Genomic DNA, 22,631 nt, shown 5'->3' on the forward strand with positions numbered 1-22,631 from the left:
GCCCGGCCGCGCCAGGGTGCGCCGTGCCGAGCCACTACGCTGGTCCCGAGCAGGAGAGGCGGCGTAGGTGGACGTTCTCATCGGCACATCGTGGTGGATCATCGTCCTCACGATCGTCGACCTGACGATCCGCATCGCGGCGATCATCGTCATCCCCCGCAATCGCCGGCCGACCTCCGCCATGGCCTGGCTGCTCGCGATCTACTTCATGCCGATCCCGGGGCTGCTGCTGTTCCTGCTGATCGGCAACCCCCGGCTGCCGCGCGACCGCCGGCGCCGGCAGGAGCAGACCAACGAGTACATCCGCGGCGCGCGCGAGCACCTCGAGCGCGGCCGGCTGCGGCCCAACGAGCCCAGCTGGTTCACGTCGCTCGTCCACATGAACCGCGAGCTCGGCGCGTTCCCCCTCGCGGGCGACAACGGCGCCCGGCTCATCCGCGACTATCACGAGAGCCTGGCCGAGATGGCCGCCGCCATCCGGGCGGCGCGGTCCTACGTGCACGTCGAGTTCTACATCCTCAAGTCCGACGACGCGACCGACGATTTCTTCCGCGCGATGGAGGAGGCGTGCGCGCGCGGCATCCCCGTGCGCGTGCTGTTCGACCACTGGGCGAACCTCGTCAAGCCGCACCACCGGCGCACGATCCGGCGTCTCGAGGCCATGGGGGCCGAGTGGCGGTTCGCCCTGCCCATCCAGCCGCTGCGCGGCAAATGGCAGCGGCCCGACCTGCGCAACCACCGCAAGCTCCTCGTCGTGGACGGCGACGTGGCGTTCCTCGGCTCCCAGAACATCACGCACCCGAGCTACAACGTCCGCGCCAACATCCGACGCGGCCTGCAGTGGGTCGACCTGATGGTGCGGCTCGACGGCCCGATCGTGTCGAGCGTCAACGCCGTGTTCCTGTCCGACTGGTACAGCGAGGCGGACTCGGTGCCCGAGGGCATCGACCTCGAGCACATGGAGGCCGGCACGGGCGACCTGGACTGCCAGGTCGTGCCCTCCGGGCCGGGGTTCGAGGTGGAGAACAACCTGCGCCTCTTCCTCGGCCTGCTCTACGCGGCGCACCGGAAGATCATCATGATCAGTCCGTACTTCGTGCCGGACGAGGCGCTGCTGCTGGCGATCACGGCCGCGACGAAGCGCGGCGTGCAGGTGGAGCTGTTCGTGTCCGAGGTGGGCGACCAGGCCGTCGTCTACCACGCGCAGCGCAGCTACTACGAGGCGCTGCTGCGGGCCGGCGTGAAGATCTGGATGTACCCCCGCCCGTACATCCTGCACACCAAGGGCCTCACGATCGACGAGGAGGTCGCCGTGATCGGGTCCAGCAACATGGACATGCGATCGTTCGGCCTCAACCTCGAGATCTCGCTGCTCGTGCGCGGCGAGGAGTTCGTGCAGCAGATGCGGGACGTGGAGGCCGAGTACCGGGAGCTCAGCCGCGAGCTCACCCTCGAGGAGTGGCTGAAGCAGCCCCTGCGCTCGACGGTGCTCGACAACCTCGCGCGGCTCACGTCCGCGCTGCAGTGAGCCGCGCTACGCGTCGGCGCCGCGCTTCTTCGCGCGCCGCGCCGCCCGGCGTTCCCGCGCCGCCCGGCGCTCCTGCGCCTGCGGTTGCTCGCGGCGCACGTCGTGCCCCTTCGGCACCGCGACCGTGAGCCCGCCCTTCTCGACGCGGCACGCCACCCGGATCGCCTCGCCGAACTCGTCGCCGTCCAGCTCCACCGGCTGGGGCCGGGGCGTGGCCGCCTCGGCGGCGACCCCGCGCAGGTAGCGCACGGACGTGTCGCGGCCGCGGCGCTCGACCAGCGCGCGTCCGGCGCGCGTGCGCCGGAGCACCGAGTTGTCCCACCACACCTTGCGCCAGACGCCGAGCCAGCCCAGCGGACCCGTCGGCTGCACGAGCGCGACATCCAGCTGCCCGTCGACGACCGAGCCGTCGGGGATGAGGGAGATGCCGCCGGGCAGCTCGCCGCAGTTGGCGAACAGGATGCTCTGCACCCGCGCGGAGTGCAGGCGCGCGGAGGTCAGCGTGCGCACGGGGCCGATCGGCCGGGCGCGCGCCCGGTCGATCTCGTACATGACGCGGAACGGCTCGGCGCGCGCGAGCGAGCGCGCTGCGCCGTCGACGTAGGCGACCCAGCCGACCGACTTCTTCAGCTCCGGGCGGGTGTTGGCGATCATGGCGGCGTCCAGGCCCATCCCCGCCATGACGACGAAGGCGTGCTCTTCGGTCGTCTCGTCGGGACGGCTCAGCACCGCGACGCAGATGTCGACGTCCACCGTGTCCCCGTCGAAGGCCGCCTCCACCATCTGCTCGGGTCCGTCGAGCGGCAGCAGCAGGTTTCGGGCCAGCAGGTTGCCGGTGCCGCTCGGCACGATCGCGAGCGGCACGCCCGACCCGCGCACGGCCTCCGACACGGCTCGCACCGTGCCGTCGCCGCCGGCGACGAGCAGCGCGTCCACGCCCTCCTCGAGCGCCTGCCGGGTCGTCTGCTGCCCCGGATCCTCGACACTCGTCTCGAGCAGCAGGGGCGGCGCCCATCCGGCCTCCGCGGAGTGCTGCTCGACCAGAGCGCGCAGCGCGGGTCCGTCGACCTTGACCGGGTTGAACACGAGCGCCGCGCGGCGGGCGGCGGAGGTGCTGGAGCGCATGCGGTCAGCCTAGAGCGGCCCGCGCGGAATCCCGTGGAGCGCAGGGCCGCGGTCGGGGAGCGGAGCGCGCCCCGCGGGGCGGGGCGATCGCGTCAGCGCGCGCCTAGACTGGCGTGGTGATCGATCCCGCTCTGCTTCGCGACGACCCCGACCGCGTCATCCGTTCGCAGGTGGCGCGCGGGCACTCGCCCGAGACCGTCACCGCCGCGATCGAGGCCGACAGGGCCCGGCGCGCCGCCATCACCGCGTTCGAGGAGCTGCGCGCCGAGCAGAACGCGTTCGGCAAGCGGGTGGCGCAGGCGCCTAAGGACGAGAAGGCCGGGCTCGTCGCGCAGGCGAAGGATCTCGCCAACCGGGTCAAGGAGGCGCAGCAGGCGGTCACCGCGGCCGAGGAGGCGTATGCGGCCGCCGCCGGGCGCATCGAGAACATCGTGCTCGACGCCGTCCCCGCAGGCGGAGAGGACGACTTCGTCGTGCTGCGCGAGGTCGGCGAGGTGCCCTCGTTCGACCCGGCCGAGTTCCCCGAGGGCCCGCTCGATCACCTCGCGCTGGGGGAGAAGCTCGGCGCGATCGACATGGAGCGCGGCGCCAAGGTCTCCGGCGCGCGGTTCTACTTCCTCAAGGGGGTGGGCGCGCGGCTCGAGATCGCGCTCATGAACTACGCGCTCGCCAAGGCCCTCGACGCGGGCTTCGTCCCCATGGTGACGCCCACGCTCGTGCGTCCCGACATCATGGCGGGCACCGGCTTCCTCGGCGCGCACGCCGATGAGATCTACCGCCTCGAGGCTGACGACCTCTACCTCGTCGGCACGAGCGAGGTCGCGCTCGCCGGATACCACAAGGACGAGATCATCGACCTGCAGGACGGGCCGCTCCGCTACGCCGGCTGGTCGACCTGCTACCGCCGCGAGGCCGGCTCGCACGGCAAGGACACCCGCGGCATCATCCGGGTGCACCAGTTCAACAAGCTCGAGATGTTCGTCTACGCCGCGCCGGAGGACGCGGAGGCGGAGCACGAGCGCCTGCTCGCCCTCGAGGAGGAGATGCTGCAGTCACTCGGTCTCGCGTACCGCGTGATCGACGTCGCGGCGGGCGACCTGGGGTCCAGCGCCGCGCGCAAGTTCGACACCGAGGCGTGGGTGCCGACGCAGAACGCCTACCGCGAGCTCACATCGACGTCGAACTGCACGACGTACCAGGCCCGCCGGCTCGACATCCGGCACCGCCCGTCCTCCGACGCGGTGGGTGGCAAGACCCAGCACGTCGCGACGCTCAACGGCACGCTCGCGACCACGCGCTGGATCGTCGCGATCCTCGAGACGCACCAGCGGCCGGACGGCTCGGTCCTCGTGCCCGAGCCGCTGCGCCCCTACCTCGGGGGACTCGAGATCCTGGAGCCGATCGCGTGACCGGACGCATGCTCGTCGCACTGGACCTCGACGGCACGGTCGTGCTCGAGGACGAGAGCTTCAGCCCCGGCGTCGAGGCCGCGGTGCGCCGCACGGTCGAGGCCGGACACATCGTCACGATCGCGACGGGGCGCAGCTGGGAGGCGACGTCGTACATCCTGCACAGGCTGGCGATCCTGCCCGAGTACGTCGTCTGCTCGAACGGCGCGGCGATCCTGTCGCGCGACCCGAACCAGCAGACGGGCTACGCCCGGCACACGACCGAGACGTTCGACGCGACGGCCGTGCTCACGCTGCTGCGCGAGCAGCTGCCCGACGCCAACTACCTGGCGGAGCTGGCGGACGGCACCCGTCTGTACACGCAGTACGTGGACGACTGGGGGCTCGAGCGCGAGACCGCGCGCCAGGTCGAGCTCGAGGAGATGATGGGGATCGAGGTGGCGCGCATCGTCGTCGTCTCGCCCGAGCACTCCGAGGGGGACTTCCTGGAGCTGGTCGACCAGATCGGCCTGCAGCAGGTCTCCTACGCGGTGGGCTGGACGGCCTGGCTCGACATCGCCCCCAAGGGCGTCGACAAGGGCACCGCTCTCGAGCAGGTGCGGCAGTGGCAGGGCATCGACCCCGCCGACGTCGTCGTGATCGGCGACGGCCGCAACGACATCGGGATGTTCCAGTGGGCGGCCTCGCACGGCGGGCGGGCGTTCGCGATGGGCCAGGCGCCGCCCGAGGTCGTCGAGGTGTCGACGGACATCACGGGCACGGTCCAGGAGGGCGGCGTCGCGGAGGCGCTCGACCTGCTGCTGGCCCGCGCTGCCACGAGCTGACGGAACGCCGTCGTGCCCTCCGGGCGCGTCGCGCGTGTTTCGATCCGATGAAGAGATGCCCGCCGAGAGGCGGCGCGCACGCGGCCGGGATTACGGTGGGACGCATGCTCGGCTCGTTCCCCGCCCCGCCGCGCCGCGACACCGCGGTCCCCGGCGCGCTCGCGCCCGGACGTCGCGACACCGCCCCGCGCACGCTGCCGCGACTGCAGCGCGTGCTGGAGGAGCTCGGGTCGACCTTCCTGGCCCCGCTCGCGCCCGTGCCCGATCCGGATCGCCGCGTGGGCGGTGTCGTCGTCTTCGATCCGCTCGACGAGCAGGCGGTCTCGGAGGGCGCCGTCGTGCTGGGCGTCGGCCTGTCCGCCGGCCCGGAGCTGCGCGCGCTGGTCGCTCGCCTGGGCGCGCAGGGCGCGGGCGCCGTCGTGCTGCGGGAGCCGGTCGTGCTCGACGAGGCGACCGCCGTGGTCGCGCGCGAGCACGGCATCGCGCTCCTCGGGCTCACGCGCGGAGCATCCTGGACCCAGCTGAGCGCGATGGTGGCCGCGCTGCTGACGGAGCCGGAGCCGGACCGGACGCAGGACGTCATCGGCGGGGTGCCCACCGGTGACCTGTTCGCGATCGCCAACGCGATCGCGGCGCTGCTCGATGCACCCATCACGATCGAGGACCGCAACTCCCGTGTGCTGGCGTTCTCCAGCAAGCAGGACGGCGCGGACGCCTCGCGCATCGAGACGATCCTCGAGCGCCAGGTGCCGGAGCGCTACGCGCGGCTGCTGACCGAGGCGGGGTTCTTCAAGAAGCTCTACTCGAGTGAGGATCCGGTGTACATCCGGCTCACGTCCGACGGCGTCGAGGTGAAGCCGCGCTGCGCCATCGCCGTGCGGGCCGGCGGCGAGATCCTCGGTTCGATCTGGGCCGCCGTGCCCGAAGAGCTCAGCAGCGAGCGGACGGCCGCCCTGCGGGACTCGGCGAAGCTCGTCGCGCTGCACCTGCTGCGGTTGCGCGCCGGTGCCGATGCGGAACGACGGCTGCGCGCGGACCTGCTGAGCACGGCGCTGGAGGGCGGCAGCGATGCCGCGTACGCGCTGGAACGGCTCGGTCTCGACGGATCGCCCGTGACGGTGCTCGCCGCGGAGATCGCCGACGACGATCCCGAGGGACTGCACGGGGCCGGCGATCGGCAGGCGCAGCGGCAGCGGATCGCGGATGCCGTCGCGATGCACCTCGCCGCCGTCCATCCGAAGGCCTGCGCGGCACTGCTGGGCGGTACGATCTACGGCCTGCTGCCCGTCGCCTCGCCCGAGACCGGCGAGGCCCAGGTCGCGCGGCTCGCGAACGACTTCCTCGCACGTATCGGCGCCCGCACGCCCGTGCTGATCGGGATCGGCCGGGTCGCGAGCGGCCCCCGCGGCGTCGTGCGCTCGCGCGAGGCGGCGGAGCGGGCGCTGCGCGTGCGCCTCGAGCACGGCGCGTCCGCCTCGGGACGCCGCACCTCCCAGGTGGCGCTGTTCCGCGACGTGCACGTCGAGTCGCTGCTGCTCGAACTGCGCGACCGCGTGGCGGCGGGGGAGGAACAGGCGACCGGCGCTGTCGCGCGGCTGCTCGAGCACGACCGCGCCAACGACACGCAGTTCGTCGAGACGCTGCGCGCGTGGCTCGATCACCTGGGCGACGTGTCTTCCGCGGCCGAGGCGCTGCACATCCACCCCAACACGTTCCGCTACCGGTTGCGCCGCCTGGCAGAGGTCGGGGAGATGGACCTGTCCGACCCCGAGGCCCGCTTCGCGGCTCAGCTGCAGCTGCGCATCATCCCGGAGCTCGTGCGCCGGCGCGGCTGAGCCCGCCGCGACGCCTGCACGCCGCGCCTGCACGCCGCGCGGAGATCTGCAGATCCTCGGAGCCGATCCTGCGGATCCGGTCCGAAGTCGTGCAGATCTCCGCGCCTGGTGCAGGCGCATCACTCGCGGACGCGATGCAGCCCCTGCGCGACGGCGGTCACGATGAGCTCCTGGACCGTGGGCCAGTCGTCGATCACCTGCCAGTAGCCGACGCGGATGACGTGGTAGCCCATGAGCCGCAGACGCGCATCGTGCTCGTTGTCCTGCAGGCGCTGCAGGTCGACGTGGTGGCCGCCGTCGACCTGCACCACGAGCCGGTCGCCGATGAGCAGATCGACACGATGACCCGCGATGAACACCTGCGGCCGCAGGGGAAGCCGGAGCCACCGCAGACGCGGCACGAAGAAGCTCTCCAGCCCCGAGTCGGCCCACGGGCGCGCGTCGGTCAGCAGCCGGCGTGCGTCCGGACCGAGCGGGAGGCCGCGGAGGACGTCCCGGTCGAGCAGGCCCTTGTTCAGGGCGGACTCCCAGACCGCGAGCGCGTGCTCGTAGGGCTGGCAGGCGGCCACGAGGACGAGCGCGTTGACGAGGGAGTCCTCGAACGCGTCCGGGTCCCGGGGCAGGAGCGGCGTCGCCCAATGCACGTGGGCGTTCGTGGCGCGCCGCAGGTGGCCCTTCGGGGCGAGCGCGACATGCGCGCGCTCGACCGGGAGCGTCCACAGACCGCGCCGAGCCGCCAATGTGACACAGCTGAGCACGACTCCGAGCTCAGCGGCCGCGCGAAGCGCCGCGTCGGCGCGGGGCACGGCGAACACTCCGGATCCCAGTCGCTGGAGACGCTCCTCCGCGACTGCCCGCTGGAGTCGGTGCCTGCTCGCTCCGAGGGCGATCAGCGTGCGATAGCGGGCGACGCCGCCGAGGCGTTCGGTGAGTGCGACGGGATCCACGCGCCCAGCCTGCCGACGCGAGGCGCGCGCGGCCGCCGAGTGCCCCTCCGGTGGGCACACCTCGCGCCCCCGCAAGCCTGTGGACGAACGGCGCGCCGCGGCGCGAGCCTGCACGCCGCGCGGAGATCTGCAGATCCTCGGAGCCGATCCTGCGGATCCGGTCCGAAGTCGTGCAGATCTCCGCGCGTGGCGCAGGGGGTCAGGGGGTGAGGTCGACGACGGAGGTGCGGAAGCGCTCGAGCCGCTCGGGATCGATCTCGACACCGAAGCCCGGGCCCGTGGGGACGTCCACGACGCCGTCGTGCATGCGGATGGGCTCGGTGATGATGTCCTCGGCGTAGAACCGGTCCGAGCCGGAGATGTCACCGGGCAGGGTGAAGCCCGGCAGCGCCGCAAGGGCAGCGTTGGCGGCACGGCCGATGCCCGTCTCGAGCATGCCGCCGCACCAGACGGCGATGCCGTGCGCCCGCGCGAGGTCGTGGATCCGACGCGCCTCGAGATATCCGCCCACGCGGCCGGGCTTGATGTTGATCACGGCCGCGGCCCCGAGCGAGATGGCGTCGGCGGCCGCCTCGGCCGACACGACCGACTCGTCGAGGCAGATCGGGGTGTGCATGAGCTTCGCGAGCTCGGCGTGCTGCCGGATGTCCGCCTCGCCGAGGGGCTGTTCGATCAGCAGCAGGCCGAACTCGTCGAGCCGGCGCAGGTGAGCGGCGTCGACGAGGGTGTACGCCGCGTTGGCGTCGACCTGGAACGGCAGATCGTCGCCGAACTCCCGGCGCACCGCGGCGACGTGCGCGATGTCGGCGCCGGGCTGGATCTTGAGCTTGATACGCGCGTAGCCCTCGTCGAGGTAGCCGCCGATGACGCCGACCGTCGCCTCCACGGAGTCCTGGATGCCCACCGAGACCCCCGAGGGCACGGTCGCGGAGACGGCGCCGAGGTAGGAGGCGAACGAGCGGCCCTCCGCGCGCAGCTGGGCGTCGAGCACGGCCATCTCGACCGAGGCCTTCGCCATCTGGTTGCCCACGATCCTGTGCAGCCGGTGGCCCACGGTCTCGGCCGTGAGGTCGTCGGCGGCGAACAGCAGCGGCGCGAGCCAGCGCCGCACGACGTCGGCCGCGCCGTCGAGGTACTCCGGGGAGTACACCGGCCGGTCCAGCGCGACGTTCTCGCCCCATCCGGTCACGACCTGGCCGTCCGCCGTCTCCAGCCGTGCCTCCACGAGGAAGCAGCGCTTGACCGTCTGCGTTCCGAAGGAGGTCGTGAACGGGGCCACCAGCGGCATCTCGAGGTGGTGCAGGCGCAGGCTCAGCAGCTTCATCGGGCGGGGTCCTCTCGCAGGGGTGCGCGGAGCACGTACTGCCCCGCGCGGGTGAAGTCGGTCACGGACCAGCCCGCGCCCATGAGCTCGGTCAGGGCGGCGCGCGTCTGCGCGCGCCAGCGCCGAGCGAGCTCGGGGTCCGTGCGGCGCAGCGCCTCGATGTCGCGCGGCACCGCGACGGTCGCGGGCAGCGTGCGGTCCAGGGGCGGGACGAAGGGCGAGGGGGCTCCGTCGGCGTCCACGACGACCGCTTGGGCGCCCGCCGGGGGCCCCGCGTCGCGCGTGGCGCCGGGCTCGGGCGGCGTCAGGGTCAGGTCCCAGCGCACGAGCACGCGGTCCGAGCCCTGTCCCGCGTTGACGGAGTCCTTCATCTCGCCGTAGAAGTCGGGCAGGTACTCGGCGGCGTGCGCGCCCAGGCGGCGGATGTTGAAGAACGCGTTGCGGGCGACGAGCGGATCGTACGTCCACGTCATCGCGTCGATGCCCCGCTCCAGGCACCAGGCGCGCTGCGCGAGCTTGACCGCGCGCCCGAGCCCGCGACCCACGACCCCCGGGAGGAGCCCGACCACGTGGGAGTGGAAGGGCGCGCCCGGAGGGCCGCAGAAGCCGACGGCCGCACCGACCGGCCCGTCCTCGCCGATCGCGAGCGTGACGAGGTTGCCGGCGTGCGCCATCGCGACGAGCAGAGCGGGATCGATCATGGGGGAGCCGTCGCGCCGCCAGATGGTGCTGAGCACCTCGGCCACGCGCCGGCACGAGTCGGCGTCGTGGGCGTGCTCCACCCGGATGCCCGCGGCGGCGCACGCCGCGTCCGCCATCCTGCGTGCCTCGGCCGTAACCGCACCCGTCGGGCCGGTCGTGGTGATCGGCGCGCTCACGGGGCCGTCCTCCGGTCCGCCGCCACGTCAGTCCACCCGCCGGTTGGCGCGGCCGCCGAAGTGCAGGAACTCCACGCCGTCCACCTCCACGAGGTGTCCCGTGAACCAGCTGCTGCCGTGGAACTGCGTCATGATGGTGTCCTCCGCCGTGGCGACGAAGCGCAGCGGGATCGTCGTCTCCTCCTGGGAGTCGGACGCCGCCGCCTCCTGCGTGATCTCCGCCGCGATCCCGTCGCCGTCGGGGGTCAGCCGGAACACCGTGCCGTGGCGGCGGAACGTCCCCGCGAAGCGGGCCAAATCGACATCGGGCAGGGGGACCGGGGGGCGGGGCGGCGGCGGCACCTCGATGCCCAGGGCCTCGGCGGCGAGCTCGGCGAACATCGTGATGCCGTCCCCGCCGTTGGTCAGCAGGACCACCACGAGGTCGTGTTCGGGGACGACGCGCAGGAAGGCGAGCTGGCCGTACGTCGCGCCGTCGTGCCCGTGGGTCGTGTCGGACCAGTCCTCGAAGCCCCATCCGATCCCGCGGCGCGCCAGCTCGGGGGCGGCGCTCTGCTCGCGGCGCATCTCGGCGACGGACGCCGCCGAGAGGATGCGGTGCCCCCCGGGCGCGACGCCGTCGGCGAGATGCATGCGCGCGAAGGCCGCGACGTCCCTCGCGCGGGCCGCGATGATGCCCGCCGGCCCGCTCGAGCGCGGGATGCTCCAGCGGGGCACGAGGGCCATGCGCCCCTCGGCGTCCGCAGCGTGGCCGTGGGCGACCGCGTAGCGGGGCAGGCGCTCGGGCAGGGTCTCGGTGTGCGTGAGGCCGAGGGGCTCGACGAGGCGCTCGCGCAGCACGTCGTCCCAGACGCGACCCGTCACCGCCTCGATCAGGCGGCCGGCGATGACGTACGACGTGTTCGAGTACGACGTGAGCGCACCCGGCGCGTGGACGAACCCGATGCCGCCGAGTCCGTCGACGTAACGCGCGAGGCAGTCGTCCCCCCGCCCCGTGTCGGTGAAGACGTCGCCCTCGATCCCGCTCGAGTGGGTCAGGAGGTGGCGCACCGTCACGCGCGCCATCCGCTGCGGCTCCGCGGACGGGAGGTCCGGCAGGTACGTCACGACCGGTGCGTCGAGGTCGAGCACCCCCTCGTCGACCAGCTGCATCACGAGGGTCGCCGTCCACACCTTCGTGATCGAGCCGATCTGGAAGAGGGCGTCGGTCGTGGCGGTCGAACCCATTTCGACGTTGAGCAGCCCCGACGCGGCGTCCGACACCGTGCCGGCGCGATCGATCGCGACCTGAGCGCCGACGACGCCGTGCTTCGCCCGCAGGCGCTCGAGCACCTCCCAGAGCGCGGCGTCCGAGAGGTCGCGCGCGGGAGGGACCGCTGCAGGGGGCGCGAAGGGGCCGCTGGTCTCCATGGCCTCCAGCATCACCATCGGGGTGCGGCGGTGGTGTGTCGGATCGGACGAACGCGGCACGGCAACGTTGTGCGAACGGATGAACGGCCGATATCCCGCGCCTCGTAGCGTCGTGCCATGGCGAACACGCAGACCGACACCCCCGCCGTCCTGCCCGGCGAGCTGCGCTCCTGGCTGGCGGACGAACTGCCGCGCCTGATCGAGGCGCACGGCGTGCCGGGCGCGGCGGCCGGCGTCCTGGTCGGCGGCGAGATCGTCGACGTCGCCGCCGGGGTGCTGAACCTCTCCACTCGGGTGGAGGCGGACACCGACTCGCTGTTCCAGATCGGATCCATCACGAAGGTGTGGACGGCCACGCTCGTCACGCAGCTCGTCGACGAGGGCCTGCTCGACCTCGACGCGCCCGTCCGCGAGTACCTGCCGGACTTCCGGGTCGCCGACGAGAGCGCCGCCGCCGCCATCACGACCCGCCAACTGCTGTCGCACCGCGCCGGCTTCGAGGGCGACCTGTTCACCGACACGGGCCGTGGCGACGACTGCGTCGAGAAGTTCGTCTCCGGCCTCGCGGGCATGCCCCAGCTGTTCGAGCCGGGCGGGCAGTTCTCCTACAACAACGCGGGCTACGTCCTGCTCGGGCGCCTCGTCGAGGTGCTGCGCGGCAAGCCGTACGATCAGGCACTCACCGAGCACCTCATCCAGCCCCTCGGTCTGACGCACACAGCGCCGGGCCCGTACGAGGCGATCCTGCACAGGGTGGCCCAGGGCCACATCGCCACGGGGGAGGACGGCGCGCTCGTCGCCGCGCCCGTCTGGGCACTGGCCCGGTCGAACGCCCCCGCGGGCTCGAGTCTCGCGATGCGAGCGGCCGACCTGCTCGCCTTCGCGCGCATGCACGTCGAGGGCGGCGCGGCGGCCGACGGCGGGCGCGTGCTGTCTCGGGAGTCGGTCGCCGCCATGCAGGAGCCGGCGGTCGAGGTGCCGTACATCGGGCTGCTCGGCGAGGCGTGGGGGCTCGGCTGGGAGATCGACGAGACGCCCGTCGGCCGCATGGTGTCGCACGACGGAAGCACGATCGGGCAGAACGCGTTCCTGCGGGTCATCCCCGAGCTCGGCGTCGCCGTGACGCTGCTCACGAACGGCGGAGACGTGTACGCGCTCTCCCGCGCACTGTTCGACGCCGTGTTCGACCGGCTGACGGGCACGCGCGTGCTCGCGCCGGCGCCGGACCCGGCCGACGCCGGCCCGGATCCGGACGCCGAGACCGCCGCCCGCTTCGTCGGCACGTACTCGGCGTCGGTCATGGACGTCGTGGTCACGCAGGACGATGACGGCGCGCTGTGGCTCCAGCCGTCGATCAAGGGCGAGCTCGCGGCCCTCGCGCCCGCTCAGCCCGCGGAGCGCGTCGCTCCGTACGGCGAGCACGGCCTCATCCAGGTCGAGGGCACCGGAGGCGTGCACGTCGTCTACGCCTTCCTCGACCCCGGCGACGACGGCCGCTACAGGTTCATCCACACCAGCCGGGCGCTGCCGCGTTCCGCCTGAAGCCCCACCCCACCCGACCCCCACGCACCGCGGGGTCTGCGAGCCCCCACCATCGCAGGCCCCGCGGATCCCACCCCGGAGGACACAGCATGAAGATCATCCCCACGACCCGCGCGCGCGGCGCCGCGCTCGCCGGCATCTCGCTGGCGAGCGCGCTCGCCCTCGCGGCCTGCTCCGGCGGGCCGTCCGGGAACGGCTCGGGCGCGTCCGAGCTCGTCGAGGACGGCACGTTCGTCCTGGCGATCAGCACCGACATCGGCTCGCTCGACCCGCACCTGGGCGCAGCGAGCGCGGCGTTCCAGGCAGCGCGGTTCGCCTACGACCCGCTCGTGAACGTCGACGCGGACGGCGGCATCGTCTCGGGCCTGGCGCAGGAGTGGGACGTCGACGGCACGACCGTCACGTTCACGCTGCGCGACGACGTCACGTGCTCGGACGGATCGGCGTTCACCGCGTCGACCGCCAAGGCGAACCTCGACTGGATCGCGGATCCCGCGAACGCGAGCCCGTTCCTGGGCACGTTCGTGCCCGCCGGCGTCACCGCCGAGGCGGACGACGACGCCGGCACGCTCGTGCTGACGCTGGCGACCCCGTCGCCCTTCGTGCTCGAGGGGCTCGCGCAGATCGGCCTGGTGTGCGACGCGGGCCTCGCCGACCGTGACTCGCTCGTCGACGGCACCGTGGGCACAGGACCGTACACGGTGGCGGAGATCGCCTCGAACGACCGCTACACGTACCAGGTGCGGGAGGACTACGCGTGGGGCCCGGACGGCGCCACGACGGCCGAGCCCGGCGTCCCGGCGACGGTCGAGTTCCGCGTCATCCCCAACGAGACCACTGCGGCCAACCTGCTGCTGTCCGGGGAGGTCAGCGCCGCGCGCATCATCGGCCCCGACGCGGCGCGCCTCGGCGGCATGGAGCAGGTCGAGAGCGAGGCCGTCACGGGCGAGACCTGGTTCAACCAGGCCGAGGGACGCGTGACCGCGGATCTGGCCGTCCGCACGGCCCTCTCGCAGGCGCTCGACCTCGACGAGCTGGCGAACGTCATCACGTCCGGCACCGGCAAGCGCGCGACGCAGCTCGCGGTCGCGGCTCCCGCGGCCTGCCAGGGCGGCGACTTCACCTCGGCGCTGCCCGACGCGGGCGCCGAGAACGCGGCCGCCACGCTCGAGGGGGCCGGTTGGACCCAGGGCGCCGACGGCTGGGAGAAGGACGGCGCGCCCCTCGCGGTGACCTTCATCCACGACTCCGCGCTGGGCGCGGGAGGCGCCGCCGCGGCGGAGCTCGTGGTCGCCGCCTGGAACGAGCTGGGCGTGCAGGTCGATGTCAGCACCATGCCCACCGACGAGCTGTCGGGCGTGATGTTCGGCGGCGGGGACTGGGATGTCATCTGGGAGCCGCTGAACGTCAACACCCCGGACCAGCTCGTGGGCTTCCTGACGGGCCCCGGCCCGGCCGAGGGCGGCGTGAACTTCGCGTCGATCGCGAACCCCGACTACGAGGCCGCGGTCGAGGAGGCGATGACGCTCGTCGGCACCGACAGCTGCGACGCCTGGTTCGAGGCCGAGGCGGCGCTCGTCGAGAACCTCGACGTGCTGCCCTTCGCGAACAGCGTCCTGCCGGTCTACGCTTCCGGAGCCGAGTTCACCGGGGCCGACACGATCAACCCGACGAGCATCCGCCTCGTCAAGTGACGTCCGTCCCGGGCGCTCCCGACCTGAACGGGAGCGCCCGGGACGTTCCCTCCGCACGCGAGAACGGAAGCGACGGAAAGACACCGTGACGACGATCATCCAGACCGCCGGCGCCACGGCCCCCGGGCCGGAGGCGCCGCCCGCGCGTCGCGCCCACGGCCTGCTGCAGAACCGCTGGGTCCGCTTCGCGGTGCGCCGCGGCGGTCGCCTGCTGCTGTCGCTGTGGGTGCTGGTGACCGCCGCCTTCCTGATGATCCACCTCGTCCCGGGCGACCCGATCCGCGCCGCGCTCGGTCCCACCGCGACGCCCGAGCTCATCGAGCAGACCCGGAGGAACCTGGGGCTGGATGCGCCGCTGTGGGAGCAGTACCTGCGCTTCCTGGCCGGCATCTTCACGGGCGAGCTGGGCACCTCCATCCAGTTCCGGCTGCCGGTGGCGGACGTCATCGGCGACCGGCTGCCGGCGACGCTCGCGCTGGGCGTCGCGGGTTTCGTGGCCGCCGTGCTGATCGCGATCCCCGTCGGCGCGCTCATCGCCGTGGCCACGCGGCGCGGTCGGCGGCGCGGCCTCGAGCTCGGCTTCGCGTCGTCGAGCGTCGTGCTCGGGACCATCCCCGACTTCCTGCTCGGCGTCGCGCTCGTGTGGATCTTCGGCGTGACCCTGCGACTGTTCCCCGTCGCGGGCGCCGGCGGACCGGACTCCTATGTGCTGCCGGTGCTCGCGCTCGCCGTGGGGCCCGCGGCGATCCTGTCCCGCATCGTCCGGGTCGAGCTGCTGGCGGCCCTCGAAGCCGACTACGTGCGCACAGCGCGGTCGAAGCGCCTCACGCACGCGCGCGTCGTGCTGCGCCACGCGCTTCCCAACGCCGTCACGGCCTCGCTCACGCTCGGAGGCCTGCTGCTCGGATCCATGGTGGCCGGCACCGTCCTCGTCGAGAACGTGTTCGCCTGGCCGGGCATCGGTTCGACGGTGGCCGGCTCGATCCTCGGCAAGGACTACCAGCTCGTGCAGGGCATCGTGCTGGTGTACGGGGTGGGCGTGCTGCTCGCCAACACGATCGTGGACGTGATCCTCGCGATCCTGGATCCCCGGTCCACGATCCTCGACGAGACCGGCGGAGGCCGCTGATGCGCGCGCTCAGGATCCTGCGGACCCCGCTGGGGCTGGCGGCTGCGCTCATGCTCGCGGCGGTGCTCGCCGTCGCGATCCTCGCCCCGCTGCTGTGGGGCGAGGCGGCGGACATCACGGACACGTCCGACATCAACGCCGCTCCCTCGGCGGAGCACCCGATCGGCACCGACGCGCTGGGGCGCGACCTCCTGCTGCGCACGCTCGTCGCGACGAGGCTGACCATCATCCTCGCGCTGGGCTCGACCGCGATCGCCCTGGTCATCGGCGTGATCCTCGGCGCGGCCCCGTTGCTGCTGGGGCGCACGCTCGGCCGCGTCGTGGTGACCGCGGTCAACATTGCCGTCGCATTCCCCGGCATCCTGCTCGCGCTGTTCCTCGCGACCGTGCTGGGCGTGGGGGAGTACGCCGCCATGTGGGCGATCGGCCTGGCGGGCGCCCCGTCGTTCGCGCGGTTCTGCCAGACGCTCATCGCGGGCGTGATGGATCGCGACTACATCGCCGCGGCGCGGATCGCGGGGCTCGGCCGATTCCGCATCCTGCTGCGCCACGTGCTGCCCAACATCGCCGAGCCGCTCATCGTCAACGGCACGATCGCCGCCGGCGGTTCGCTGCTGGCCTTCGCGGGACTGTCCTTCCTCGGGCTGGGTGTGCAGGCGCCAGCGTACGACTGGGGCCGCCTGATGATGGAGGGGCTCAGCCGCATCTACCTGAACCCCCTCGCGGCGCTGGCGCCGGGCATCGCGGTCGTGCTCGCCGGTCTCGCCTTCAACCTGACCGGCGAGGCCCTGGCGAAGGTGTACTCGGTGTCGACCATGCCCGCCACGATGTTCTCGGTCGGCGCGCGGCGCGCCCGCAGCCTCGCGCCCCGCACGGAACGCGCGCCGGCCGACGCCGCCGCGGACGCCGAACCCGTGCTCGACGTGCGGGGCCTGCGCGTGGCGCTGCCCACCGCGCAGGGAGAGGTGGCGCCCGTGCGCGGGATCGACCTGCGCGTCGGTGCGCAGGAGGCCGTCGGCATCGTCGGAGAGTCGGGCTCGGGCAAGTCGCTCACGGCCCTCGCGATCGCTCAGCTCGTGGAGGCCCCGCTGCGCGTCGAGGCCGACCGGCTGCGGTTCGCCGGCGCCGACCTGACCGAGGTCCCGCGCTCGCCCTCCGCGATCGCGGAGCGCCGTCACCTGCTGGGCACCTCGCTGGCGATGGTGTTCCAGGACCCGATGACGTCGTTCAACCCGACGATGAAGATGGGCCTGCAGCTCGCCGAGGTGTCGCGGTTCCACGGCGTCTCGGAGGGCCGGCGCATGACGTGGAAGCAGGCGCTCGCCCACGCGACGCAGCGGCTCGGTGCGGTGAGCATCACGGATCCCGAGCGACGCGCGCGCCAGTACCCGCACGAGTTCTCGGGCGGTATGCGGCAGCGCGCCATGATCGCGATGGGCGTGATGGCGACGCCGCGGCTGGTCATCGCCGACGAGCCGACGACGGCCCTCGACGTCACGGTGCAGAAGCACGTGCTCGAGCTGCTCGGACGCGTGCGCCGCGAGAACGGCGCGGCCATCCTGCTCATCAGCCACGACGTGGCGGTGGTGCGGGAGGTGTGCGACCGGATCGTCGTCATGTACGCCGGTCGGATCGTCGAGGAGATCGCCTCGGACCGCCTCGCCGAGGACGCCCAGCACCCGTACACGCGCGCGCTGATCGCCGCCGTGCCCGACATGAACACGGATCGGGACAGGCCGCTCGCGACCATCCCGGGCCGTCCGGTGGATCCGGCGCGCGTGCCGGCGGGTTGCGCGTTCGCGGCGCGCTGCCCCTTCGCGACGGCCCGCTGCCTCGAGGAGGACCCGGTGCTGGCTCCCGTGGGCGACGCGGAGAGCGCACAGCGGGTCGCCTGCTGGAACCCCGTGACCACGCCGGATCGCGTGGCCCGTATCGAGTCTCCGGTTCCGACGTCGGCGCTGCCCGTCGTCGCGGCCGCCCGGGAGGGAGAGGCATGAGCGAACTCGCCATCGAGGATCTCGTCGTGCGCTACGGTCACGGCGCGCACGCCCACGTGGCGGTCGACGGCGTCAGCCTCACCGTCCCGCCCGGCGAGATCGTGGGACTGGTCGGCGAGTCGGGATCGGGCAAGTCGACCATCGCGCGCGCCGTGGTCGGGCTCGCCCCGGTCACGAGCGGGCGCATCCTGATCGACGGCGTCGAGCTGTCGCGCGGCCGGCGCTCCGGGAAGCCCCGGCGCAGCGACACGGGGCGGTCCCCGCGGAGCCGCCCCGTGCAGATGGTGTTCCAGGATCCGCAGTCGTCGTTGGATCCGCGCATGAGCATCGGCAGCTCGATCGCCGAGGCGCTGCCGCCCGACGTGCCCCGCGCGCGGCGCCGTGCCGAGATCGAGCGGCTGCTCGAGCTGGTCCACCTCGATCCCCAGCGCGCCGACGCCCGCCCGGGCGAGCTGTCGGGCGGTCAGCGGCAGCGCGTGGCGATCGCCCGGGCGCTCGCCTCGCGCCCCGACGTCATCGTCGCCGACGAGATCACGTCGGCCCTCGACGTGTCCGTGCAGGGTGCGGTGCTGAACCTCGTGCGCGAGCTTCAGCGCGAGCTCGGCCTGTCGATGCTCTTCATCTCTCACAACCTCGCCGTCGTGCGCTACGTCGCCTCGTCCGTCGCGGTCATGCGCGATGGGCGGATCGTCGAGCACGGCGACACGGCACAGATCCTCGAGTCCCCCGAACACCCGTACACCCGCGAGCTGCTCGCCGCGGTCCCCGAACCCCTCAGGAGCGCGTCATGACCGACACCACGACCTCGTCACCCGCCGCGACCATCGATGCCGCGCACTGGAAGGCGCGCCTGGCCGAGCTCGCCGCCAAGCACGGCGTGCCCGGCGCGCAGCTGGGCATCTTCCGCCTCGGCGCGGACGGTGCGCCGGACCAGGAGGTGACGGTCTCGCACGGCTATCTCCACGTGCCCGCCCAGATCCCCGTGTCGGACGACGCCGTGTTCCAGATCGGATCCATCTCGAAGGTGTGGACCGCGACGGTGGTGATGCAGCTCGTGGACGAGGGGCTGGTCACGCTGGACACCCCGATCGTGGAGGTGCTGCCCGACTTCGAGCTGGCGGACATGGACGTCGCCCGCCAGGTCACGCTGCGCCACCTGCTCGCCCACACCAGCGGCATCGACGGCGACGTCTTCACCGACACGGGACGCGGCGACGACAACCTGGAGAAGTACGTCGCGCTGCTGAAGGAGCAGACGCAGAATCACCCGATCGGGGCGACCTGGTCGTACTGCAACGCGGGCTTCTCGCTCGCCGGGCGCGTGATCGAGGTGCTCACGGGCAAGACGTGGGACACCGCGATGCGTGAGCGCCTCTACGTGCCGCTGGGCCTGAAGGCCACGGGGACGCTGCCGGAGGAGGCCATCCTGCACCCCGTCGCGGTGGGACACAACGTGGCCGAGGACGGCACCGCGACGGTCGTCCCGGTCTGGAGTCTCCCGCGCCCGCTCGGCCCGGCCGGCCTCATCGCCTGCCCCGTGAGCGACCTGCTCGCGTTCGCGCGGATGCACCTGGCCGGAGGCGTCGCGGCCGACGGCACGCGGGTGCTGTCGGAGGCGGCGGTCGCCGAGATGGCGACCAAGCAGGCCGAGCTGCCCGACCCGTACACGCTCGGGGATTCCTGGGGGATCGGCTGGATCCGCTTCGACTGGGACGGTCACCGCCTGATCGGCCACGACGGCAACACGATCGGGCAGGCGGCGTTCCTGCGCATGCTGCCCGAGCAGGGCCTCGCGGTCGGTCTGCTCACCAACGGCGGGCACACCCGTGACCTGCACATGGACCTGTACCGCGCGATCTTCGCCGAGCTGGCGGGCGTCGAGATGGCATCGCCGCTCGCGCCGGTCGACGGCGCCGAGGGCGACATCACCCCGCACGTCGGCACGTACGAGCGCGCCTCCGTGCGCATCGAGGTCAAGCCGGCGGCCGAGGACGGCGGCCTGCCGGTGCTGCGGATGACGCCGCTCGGCCTGCTGGCGGAGCTGGAGGACGACCCGGGCACCGACTACGAGCTGCACCCGATCGAGGGCGACCACCTGTGGGCGACCCGTGCGCCGGGCACCGAGACCTGGATGGCCGTGACGTTCTACGCGCTGCCCACGGGCGAGCGGTACGTGCACCTCGGTGCCCGCGCGACGCCCAAGAAGGCGGAGCCGGCCGGACAGACCGCGTGACGGCCGTCCTGCTCGCGGGCGGCCGGGTGATCGACCCGGCCACCGCGACCGACCGCATCGCCGACGTGCTCGTCCGCGACGGATCCGTCGTCGAGATCCGCGATGCGGGCGGCACCGCTCCGGTGGACGCCACGGTCGTCGACGTGACCGGACGGATCGTCGGGCCCGGCTTCATCGACCTGCACAGCCACGTGCACTCGATCGCGGGGCAGCGCCTGCAGGCGATGGACGGCGTCACGACGGCGCTGGACCTGGAGATGGGGCTCATGCCCGTCGAGCGCGCCTATCAGCGCGCGGCCGCGGAGGGGCGTCCCCTGAACTACGGCTTCTCGGCCTCGTGGATGATGGCGCGCGCGGCGGTGCTGTCGGGCCGGACGTCCGACGCTGATCCGTTCGGCGATCTCGACATCCTGAGCGATCGCGCGTGGCTCGGCGACTCGTCACCCGCGCAGCTGCGCGAGTGGCTGGGGCTGCTGGAGCGCGACCTGTCGCTCGGTGCGCTCGGCATCGGCGTGCTCATGGGCTACGCGCCCCGCACGGATCCCGCGGAGTTCCGCGCGGTCGCGCGCCTGGCGGCGCAGGCCGGGGCGCCGACGTTCACGCACGTGCGCGAGATCGTCGAGTCGGACCCGAGCACCCCGATCGACGGCACCCTCGAGGTGGCGCAGGCGGCGATGGACTTCGGAGGAGCGGCGCATCACTGCCACGTCAACAGCACGTCCCGCCGTCACGTCGACCGCACCCTCGCGACGATCGAGCGCGCCCGCCAGGGCGGCGCCGCCGTGACGGTCGAGGCGTATCCGTACGGTGCGGGCACGACCGGCATCGGCGCGGCGTTCCTCGCTCCGGAGGCGCTGTCCGCGTGGGAGCTCCGGCCCGAGAACCTGGTGCTCGTCGCGACGCAGGAGCGCATCCGCGACGAGGCCCACCTCCGGCACGTGCGCGCGACCGACCCCGGGGCGCTCGTGATCGTCGAGTTCCTCGACGAGAGCGACCCGCGCGACGCCGAACTGCTGCGCCGCTCGCTGGCCTTCCCCGACGGCATCGTGGCATCCGACGCGATGCACGTCGAGTGGCCGGGCGGGGCGGTCGACACGCGGGAGTGGCCCCTTCCGCCGGGTGGCCAGACGCATCCGCGCACGGCCGGCACGTTCGCCCGCTCCGTGCGCGTGATGGTGCGCGAGCACGGGCTGTGGACCTGGACCGAGGCGTTCCGGCGATGCTCGTATCTGCCGGCCCGCGTGCTCGACGGCATCGCGCCGGCCGCGCGCCGGAAGGGGCGCCTGTCGCCGGGCGCCGACGCCGACATCGTCGTGATCGACCCCGAGCGGATCACCGACCGCGCGACCTACCTCGACCCCACCCGTCCCTCGGTCGGCGTCGACCATCTTCTCGTGGGTGGGGACTTCGTGGTCCGAGACCGGGATATCGTCGTGGAGGCATATCCGGGACGAGGACTGCGAGGAGAACCGCGATGAGCACGATCCCGCGCGCCGCCGAGGCGCTGGTGACGTGGGCCGAGGAGCGCCTCCCCGAGATGCTGGTCGACATCGAGCACGTCATCCGGTGCGAGTCGCCGACCGTCGATCTCGTGGCCGTCGCACGGTCGGCGGACCTGGTCTCGGCGATCGGCACCCGGCGTCTCGGCTTCGAGCCCGAGCGGCTCGTGATCGACGGCGTGACGCATCTGCGCTGGCGGCTCGGGTCGCCCGCGCCCGAGGCCCCGCGCGTGCTGGTGCTGGCCCATCACGACACGGTGTGGCCCGTCGGATCCATCCTGACCCATCCCTTCTCGATCCAGGACGGCGTGCTGCGCGGCCCCGGCTGCTTCGACATGCTCACCGGCCTCGTGATGGCGATCCACGGCGTCGCGGCCCTGGGGCACCTCGAGGACACCGCGGTGACGCTGCTCGTCACGGGAGACGAGGAGATCGGATCGCCCACGTCGCGGACGCTCATCGAGCAGGAGGCCGCCGGATGCGTGGCCGCGCTCGTGCTCGAGCCGTCCGGGGACGGGGGCGCGCTCAAGATCGGGCGCAAGGGCGTGTCGCTGTACCGCGTCGAGATCACCGGCAGGGCCGCTCACGCCGGACTGGAGCCCGAAAAGGGCCTCAACGCCACGGTCGAGATGGCGCACCAGATCGCGGCGGTCACCCGGTTCGCCGACCCCGCCCGCGGCACCACGGTGACGCCGACGGTCGCGCAGTCGGGCACCACGACCAACACCGTCGCCGCGCACGCGGCCTTCACGGTCGACGTGCGCGCCGAGACGGCGGCCGAGCAGGAGCGCGTGGACGAGGCGTTCCGGTCGCTCGAGTCGGTGACCGGCGCGGCCATCGCCGTCACGGGAGGCGTCAACCGTCCTCCGTTGGAGGTCTCCGCCGCGGAGCCGCTGTGGCGGCGGGCGCGGAGCCTGTCGGAGCGGATGGGAATCGAGCTGCCCGGCGCGATCGCGGTCGGCGGCGCGTCGGACGGCAACTTCACGGCCGGCATCGGCGTTCCCACGCTCGACGGCCTGGGCGCCGTCGGCGGCGGTTCGCACGCGGATCACGAGCACGTGATCGTCCAGGAGATCCCACCGCGCACGGCGCTGTTCGTCGCGCTCCTGCGCGACCTGCTGGGGCTGCCGGTCGTGTGAGCGCCGCGCCGCGGGCCGATCCGGCTCGTGCCGGTGCGCCGTACAGGGGGCGTCCAGCACGCGTGGGCACAATTGCGGCAAGGCCGGTCGGCTAGACTCGACGCCTGTTCGGCAGGGA

At 73.0% G+C, this 22,631-nt stretch carries 17 protein-coding genes; 12 read left to right on the top strand and 5 right to left on the bottom strand.

What is annotated here, in order from left to right:
• Positions 1 to 67: 67 nt before the first annotated feature.
• A complete protein-coding gene (cls, locus tag IEX37_RS10240) occupies positions 68 to 1,528 on the top strand; it encodes a cardiolipin synthase (RefSeq protein ID WP_188756175.1) in 1,461 nt (486 codons plus the stop codon).
• A gap of 6 nt (positions 1,529 to 1,534) precedes the next feature.
• Here the strand turns inward: cls and IEX37_RS10245 are convergent, their stop codons facing one another.
• On the bottom strand, positions 1,535 to 2,653 hold the full coding sequence (locus IEX37_RS10245) for a diacylglycerol/lipid kinase family protein (protein WP_188756176.1): 1,119 nt from the start codon (positions 2,651 to 2,653) through the stop codon (positions 1,535 to 1,537).
• A 116-nt stretch (positions 2,654 to 2,769) separates the two neighbouring features.
• Between IEX37_RS10245 and serS the strand changes: the two genes are divergently transcribed.
• The 3 genes from serS to IEX37_RS10260 all read left to right on the top strand — a co-directional run bounded on the left by serS (position 2,770) and on the right by IEX37_RS10260 (position 6,721).
• Positions 2,770 to 4,062, top strand: coding sequence for a serine--tRNA ligase (serS, locus tag IEX37_RS10250; protein WP_188756177.1), 1,293 nt, complete (start codon positions 2,770 to 2,772; stop codon positions 4,060 to 4,062).
• Positions 4,059 to 4,886: an HAD-IIB family hydrolase gene (locus IEX37_RS10255; protein WP_229663201.1), complete on the top strand. Its 828-nt coding sequence runs from the start codon at positions 4,059 to 4,061 to the stop codon at positions 4,884 to 4,886. The genes serS and IEX37_RS10255 overlap by 4 nt, the downstream gene beginning before the upstream one ends.
• A gap of 104 nt (positions 4,887 to 4,990) precedes the next feature.
• Entirely contained in the window at positions 4,991 to 6,721 is a 1,731-nt protein-coding gene (locus IEX37_RS10260) for a PucR family transcriptional regulator (protein ID WP_188756178.1), read from the top strand.
• 119 nt (positions 6,722 to 6,840) lie between these two features.
• Here IEX37_RS10260 and IEX37_RS10265 read toward each other — a convergent pair whose 3' ends face one another.
• The 4 genes from IEX37_RS10265 to IEX37_RS10280 form a co-directional block, all read right to left on the bottom strand.
• Complete coding sequence (locus IEX37_RS10265) at positions 6,841 to 7,668, bottom strand: type IV toxin-antitoxin system AbiEi family antitoxin domain-containing protein (protein WP_188756179.1); 828 nt, start codon at positions 7,666 to 7,668, stop codon at positions 6,841 to 6,843.
• Between the two features lie 199 nt (positions 7,669 to 7,867).
• Positions 7,868 to 8,992 (bottom strand): o-succinylbenzoate synthase, encoded by a 1,125-nt coding sequence (menC, locus tag IEX37_RS10270; RefSeq protein WP_188756180.1) that lies wholly within the window; start codon positions 8,990 to 8,992, stop codon positions 7,868 to 7,870.
• Complete coding sequence (locus IEX37_RS10275) at positions 8,989 to 9,870, bottom strand: hypothetical protein (protein ID WP_188756181.1); 882 nt, start codon at positions 9,868 to 9,870, stop codon at positions 8,989 to 8,991. The genes menC and IEX37_RS10275 overlap by 4 nt, the downstream gene beginning before the upstream one ends.
• A gap of 27 nt (positions 9,871 to 9,897) precedes the next feature.
• Positions 9,898 to 11,340, bottom strand: coding sequence for a serine hydrolase domain-containing protein (locus tag IEX37_RS10280; RefSeq protein ID WP_188756182.1), 1,443 nt, complete (start codon positions 11,338 to 11,340; stop codon positions 9,898 to 9,900).
• Positions 11,341 to 11,397: 57 nt separating this feature from the next.
• Here IEX37_RS10280 and IEX37_RS10285 point away from each other — a divergent pair, with 57 nt between their 5' ends.
• From IEX37_RS10285 to IEX37_RS10320, 8 genes are all read left to right on the top strand, one after another.
• Positions 11,398 to 12,822 carry a serine hydrolase domain-containing protein gene (locus IEX37_RS10285; RefSeq protein ID WP_188756183.1) on the top strand — a complete coding sequence of 475 codons (1,425 nt, stop codon included), beginning with the start codon at positions 11,398 to 11,400 and terminating at the stop codon, positions 12,820 to 12,822.
• Positions 12,823 to 12,911: 89 nt separating this feature from the next.
• Positions 12,912 to 14,516, top strand: a complete 1,605-nt coding sequence (locus IEX37_RS10290) for an ABC transporter substrate-binding protein (protein ID WP_188756184.1) — start codon at positions 12,912 to 12,914, stop codon at positions 14,514 to 14,516.
• 85 nt (positions 14,517 to 14,601) lie between these two features.
• Positions 14,602 to 15,645 (top strand): ABC transporter permease, encoded by a 1,044-nt coding sequence (locus IEX37_RS10295; protein ID WP_229663202.1) that lies wholly within the window; start codon positions 14,602 to 14,604, stop codon positions 15,643 to 15,645.
• The gene (locus IEX37_RS10300; RefSeq protein ID WP_188756185.1) at positions 15,645 to 17,642 is read left to right on the top strand and encodes a dipeptide/oligopeptide/nickel ABC transporter permease/ATP-binding protein; all 1,998 of its coding nucleotides are present in this window, start codon (positions 15,645 to 15,647) and stop codon (positions 17,640 to 17,642) included. Before IEX37_RS10295 ends, IEX37_RS10300 begins: the two co-directional genes overlap by 1 nt.
• Positions 17,639 to 18,433, top strand: a complete 795-nt coding sequence (locus IEX37_RS10305) for an ABC transporter ATP-binding protein (RefSeq protein WP_188756186.1) — start codon at positions 17,639 to 17,641, stop codon at positions 18,431 to 18,433. The genes IEX37_RS10300 and IEX37_RS10305 overlap by 4 nt, the downstream gene beginning before the upstream one ends.
• Positions 18,430 to 19,875, top strand: a complete 1,446-nt coding sequence (locus IEX37_RS10310) for a serine hydrolase domain-containing protein (protein ID WP_188756187.1) — start codon at positions 18,430 to 18,432, stop codon at positions 19,873 to 19,875. Before IEX37_RS10305 ends, IEX37_RS10310 begins: the two co-directional genes overlap by 4 nt.
• Positions 19,872 to 21,353, top strand: a complete 1,482-nt coding sequence (locus IEX37_RS10315) for an amidohydrolase family protein (RefSeq protein WP_188756188.1) — start codon at positions 19,872 to 19,874, stop codon at positions 21,351 to 21,353. The genes IEX37_RS10310 and IEX37_RS10315 overlap by 4 nt, the downstream gene beginning before the upstream one ends.
• Positions 21,350 to 22,513 (top strand): M20 family metallopeptidase, encoded by a 1,164-nt coding sequence (locus IEX37_RS10320; protein ID WP_188756189.1) that lies wholly within the window; start codon positions 21,350 to 21,352, stop codon positions 22,511 to 22,513. Before IEX37_RS10315 ends, IEX37_RS10320 begins: the two co-directional genes overlap by 4 nt.
• Positions 22,514 to 22,631: the final 118 nt, after the last annotated feature.

It is taken from the genome of Microbacterium album (genome assembly GCF_014643695.1).
Classification (GTDB): Bacteria; Actinomycetota; Actinomycetes; order Actinomycetales; family Microbacteriaceae; genus Microbacterium; species Microbacterium album.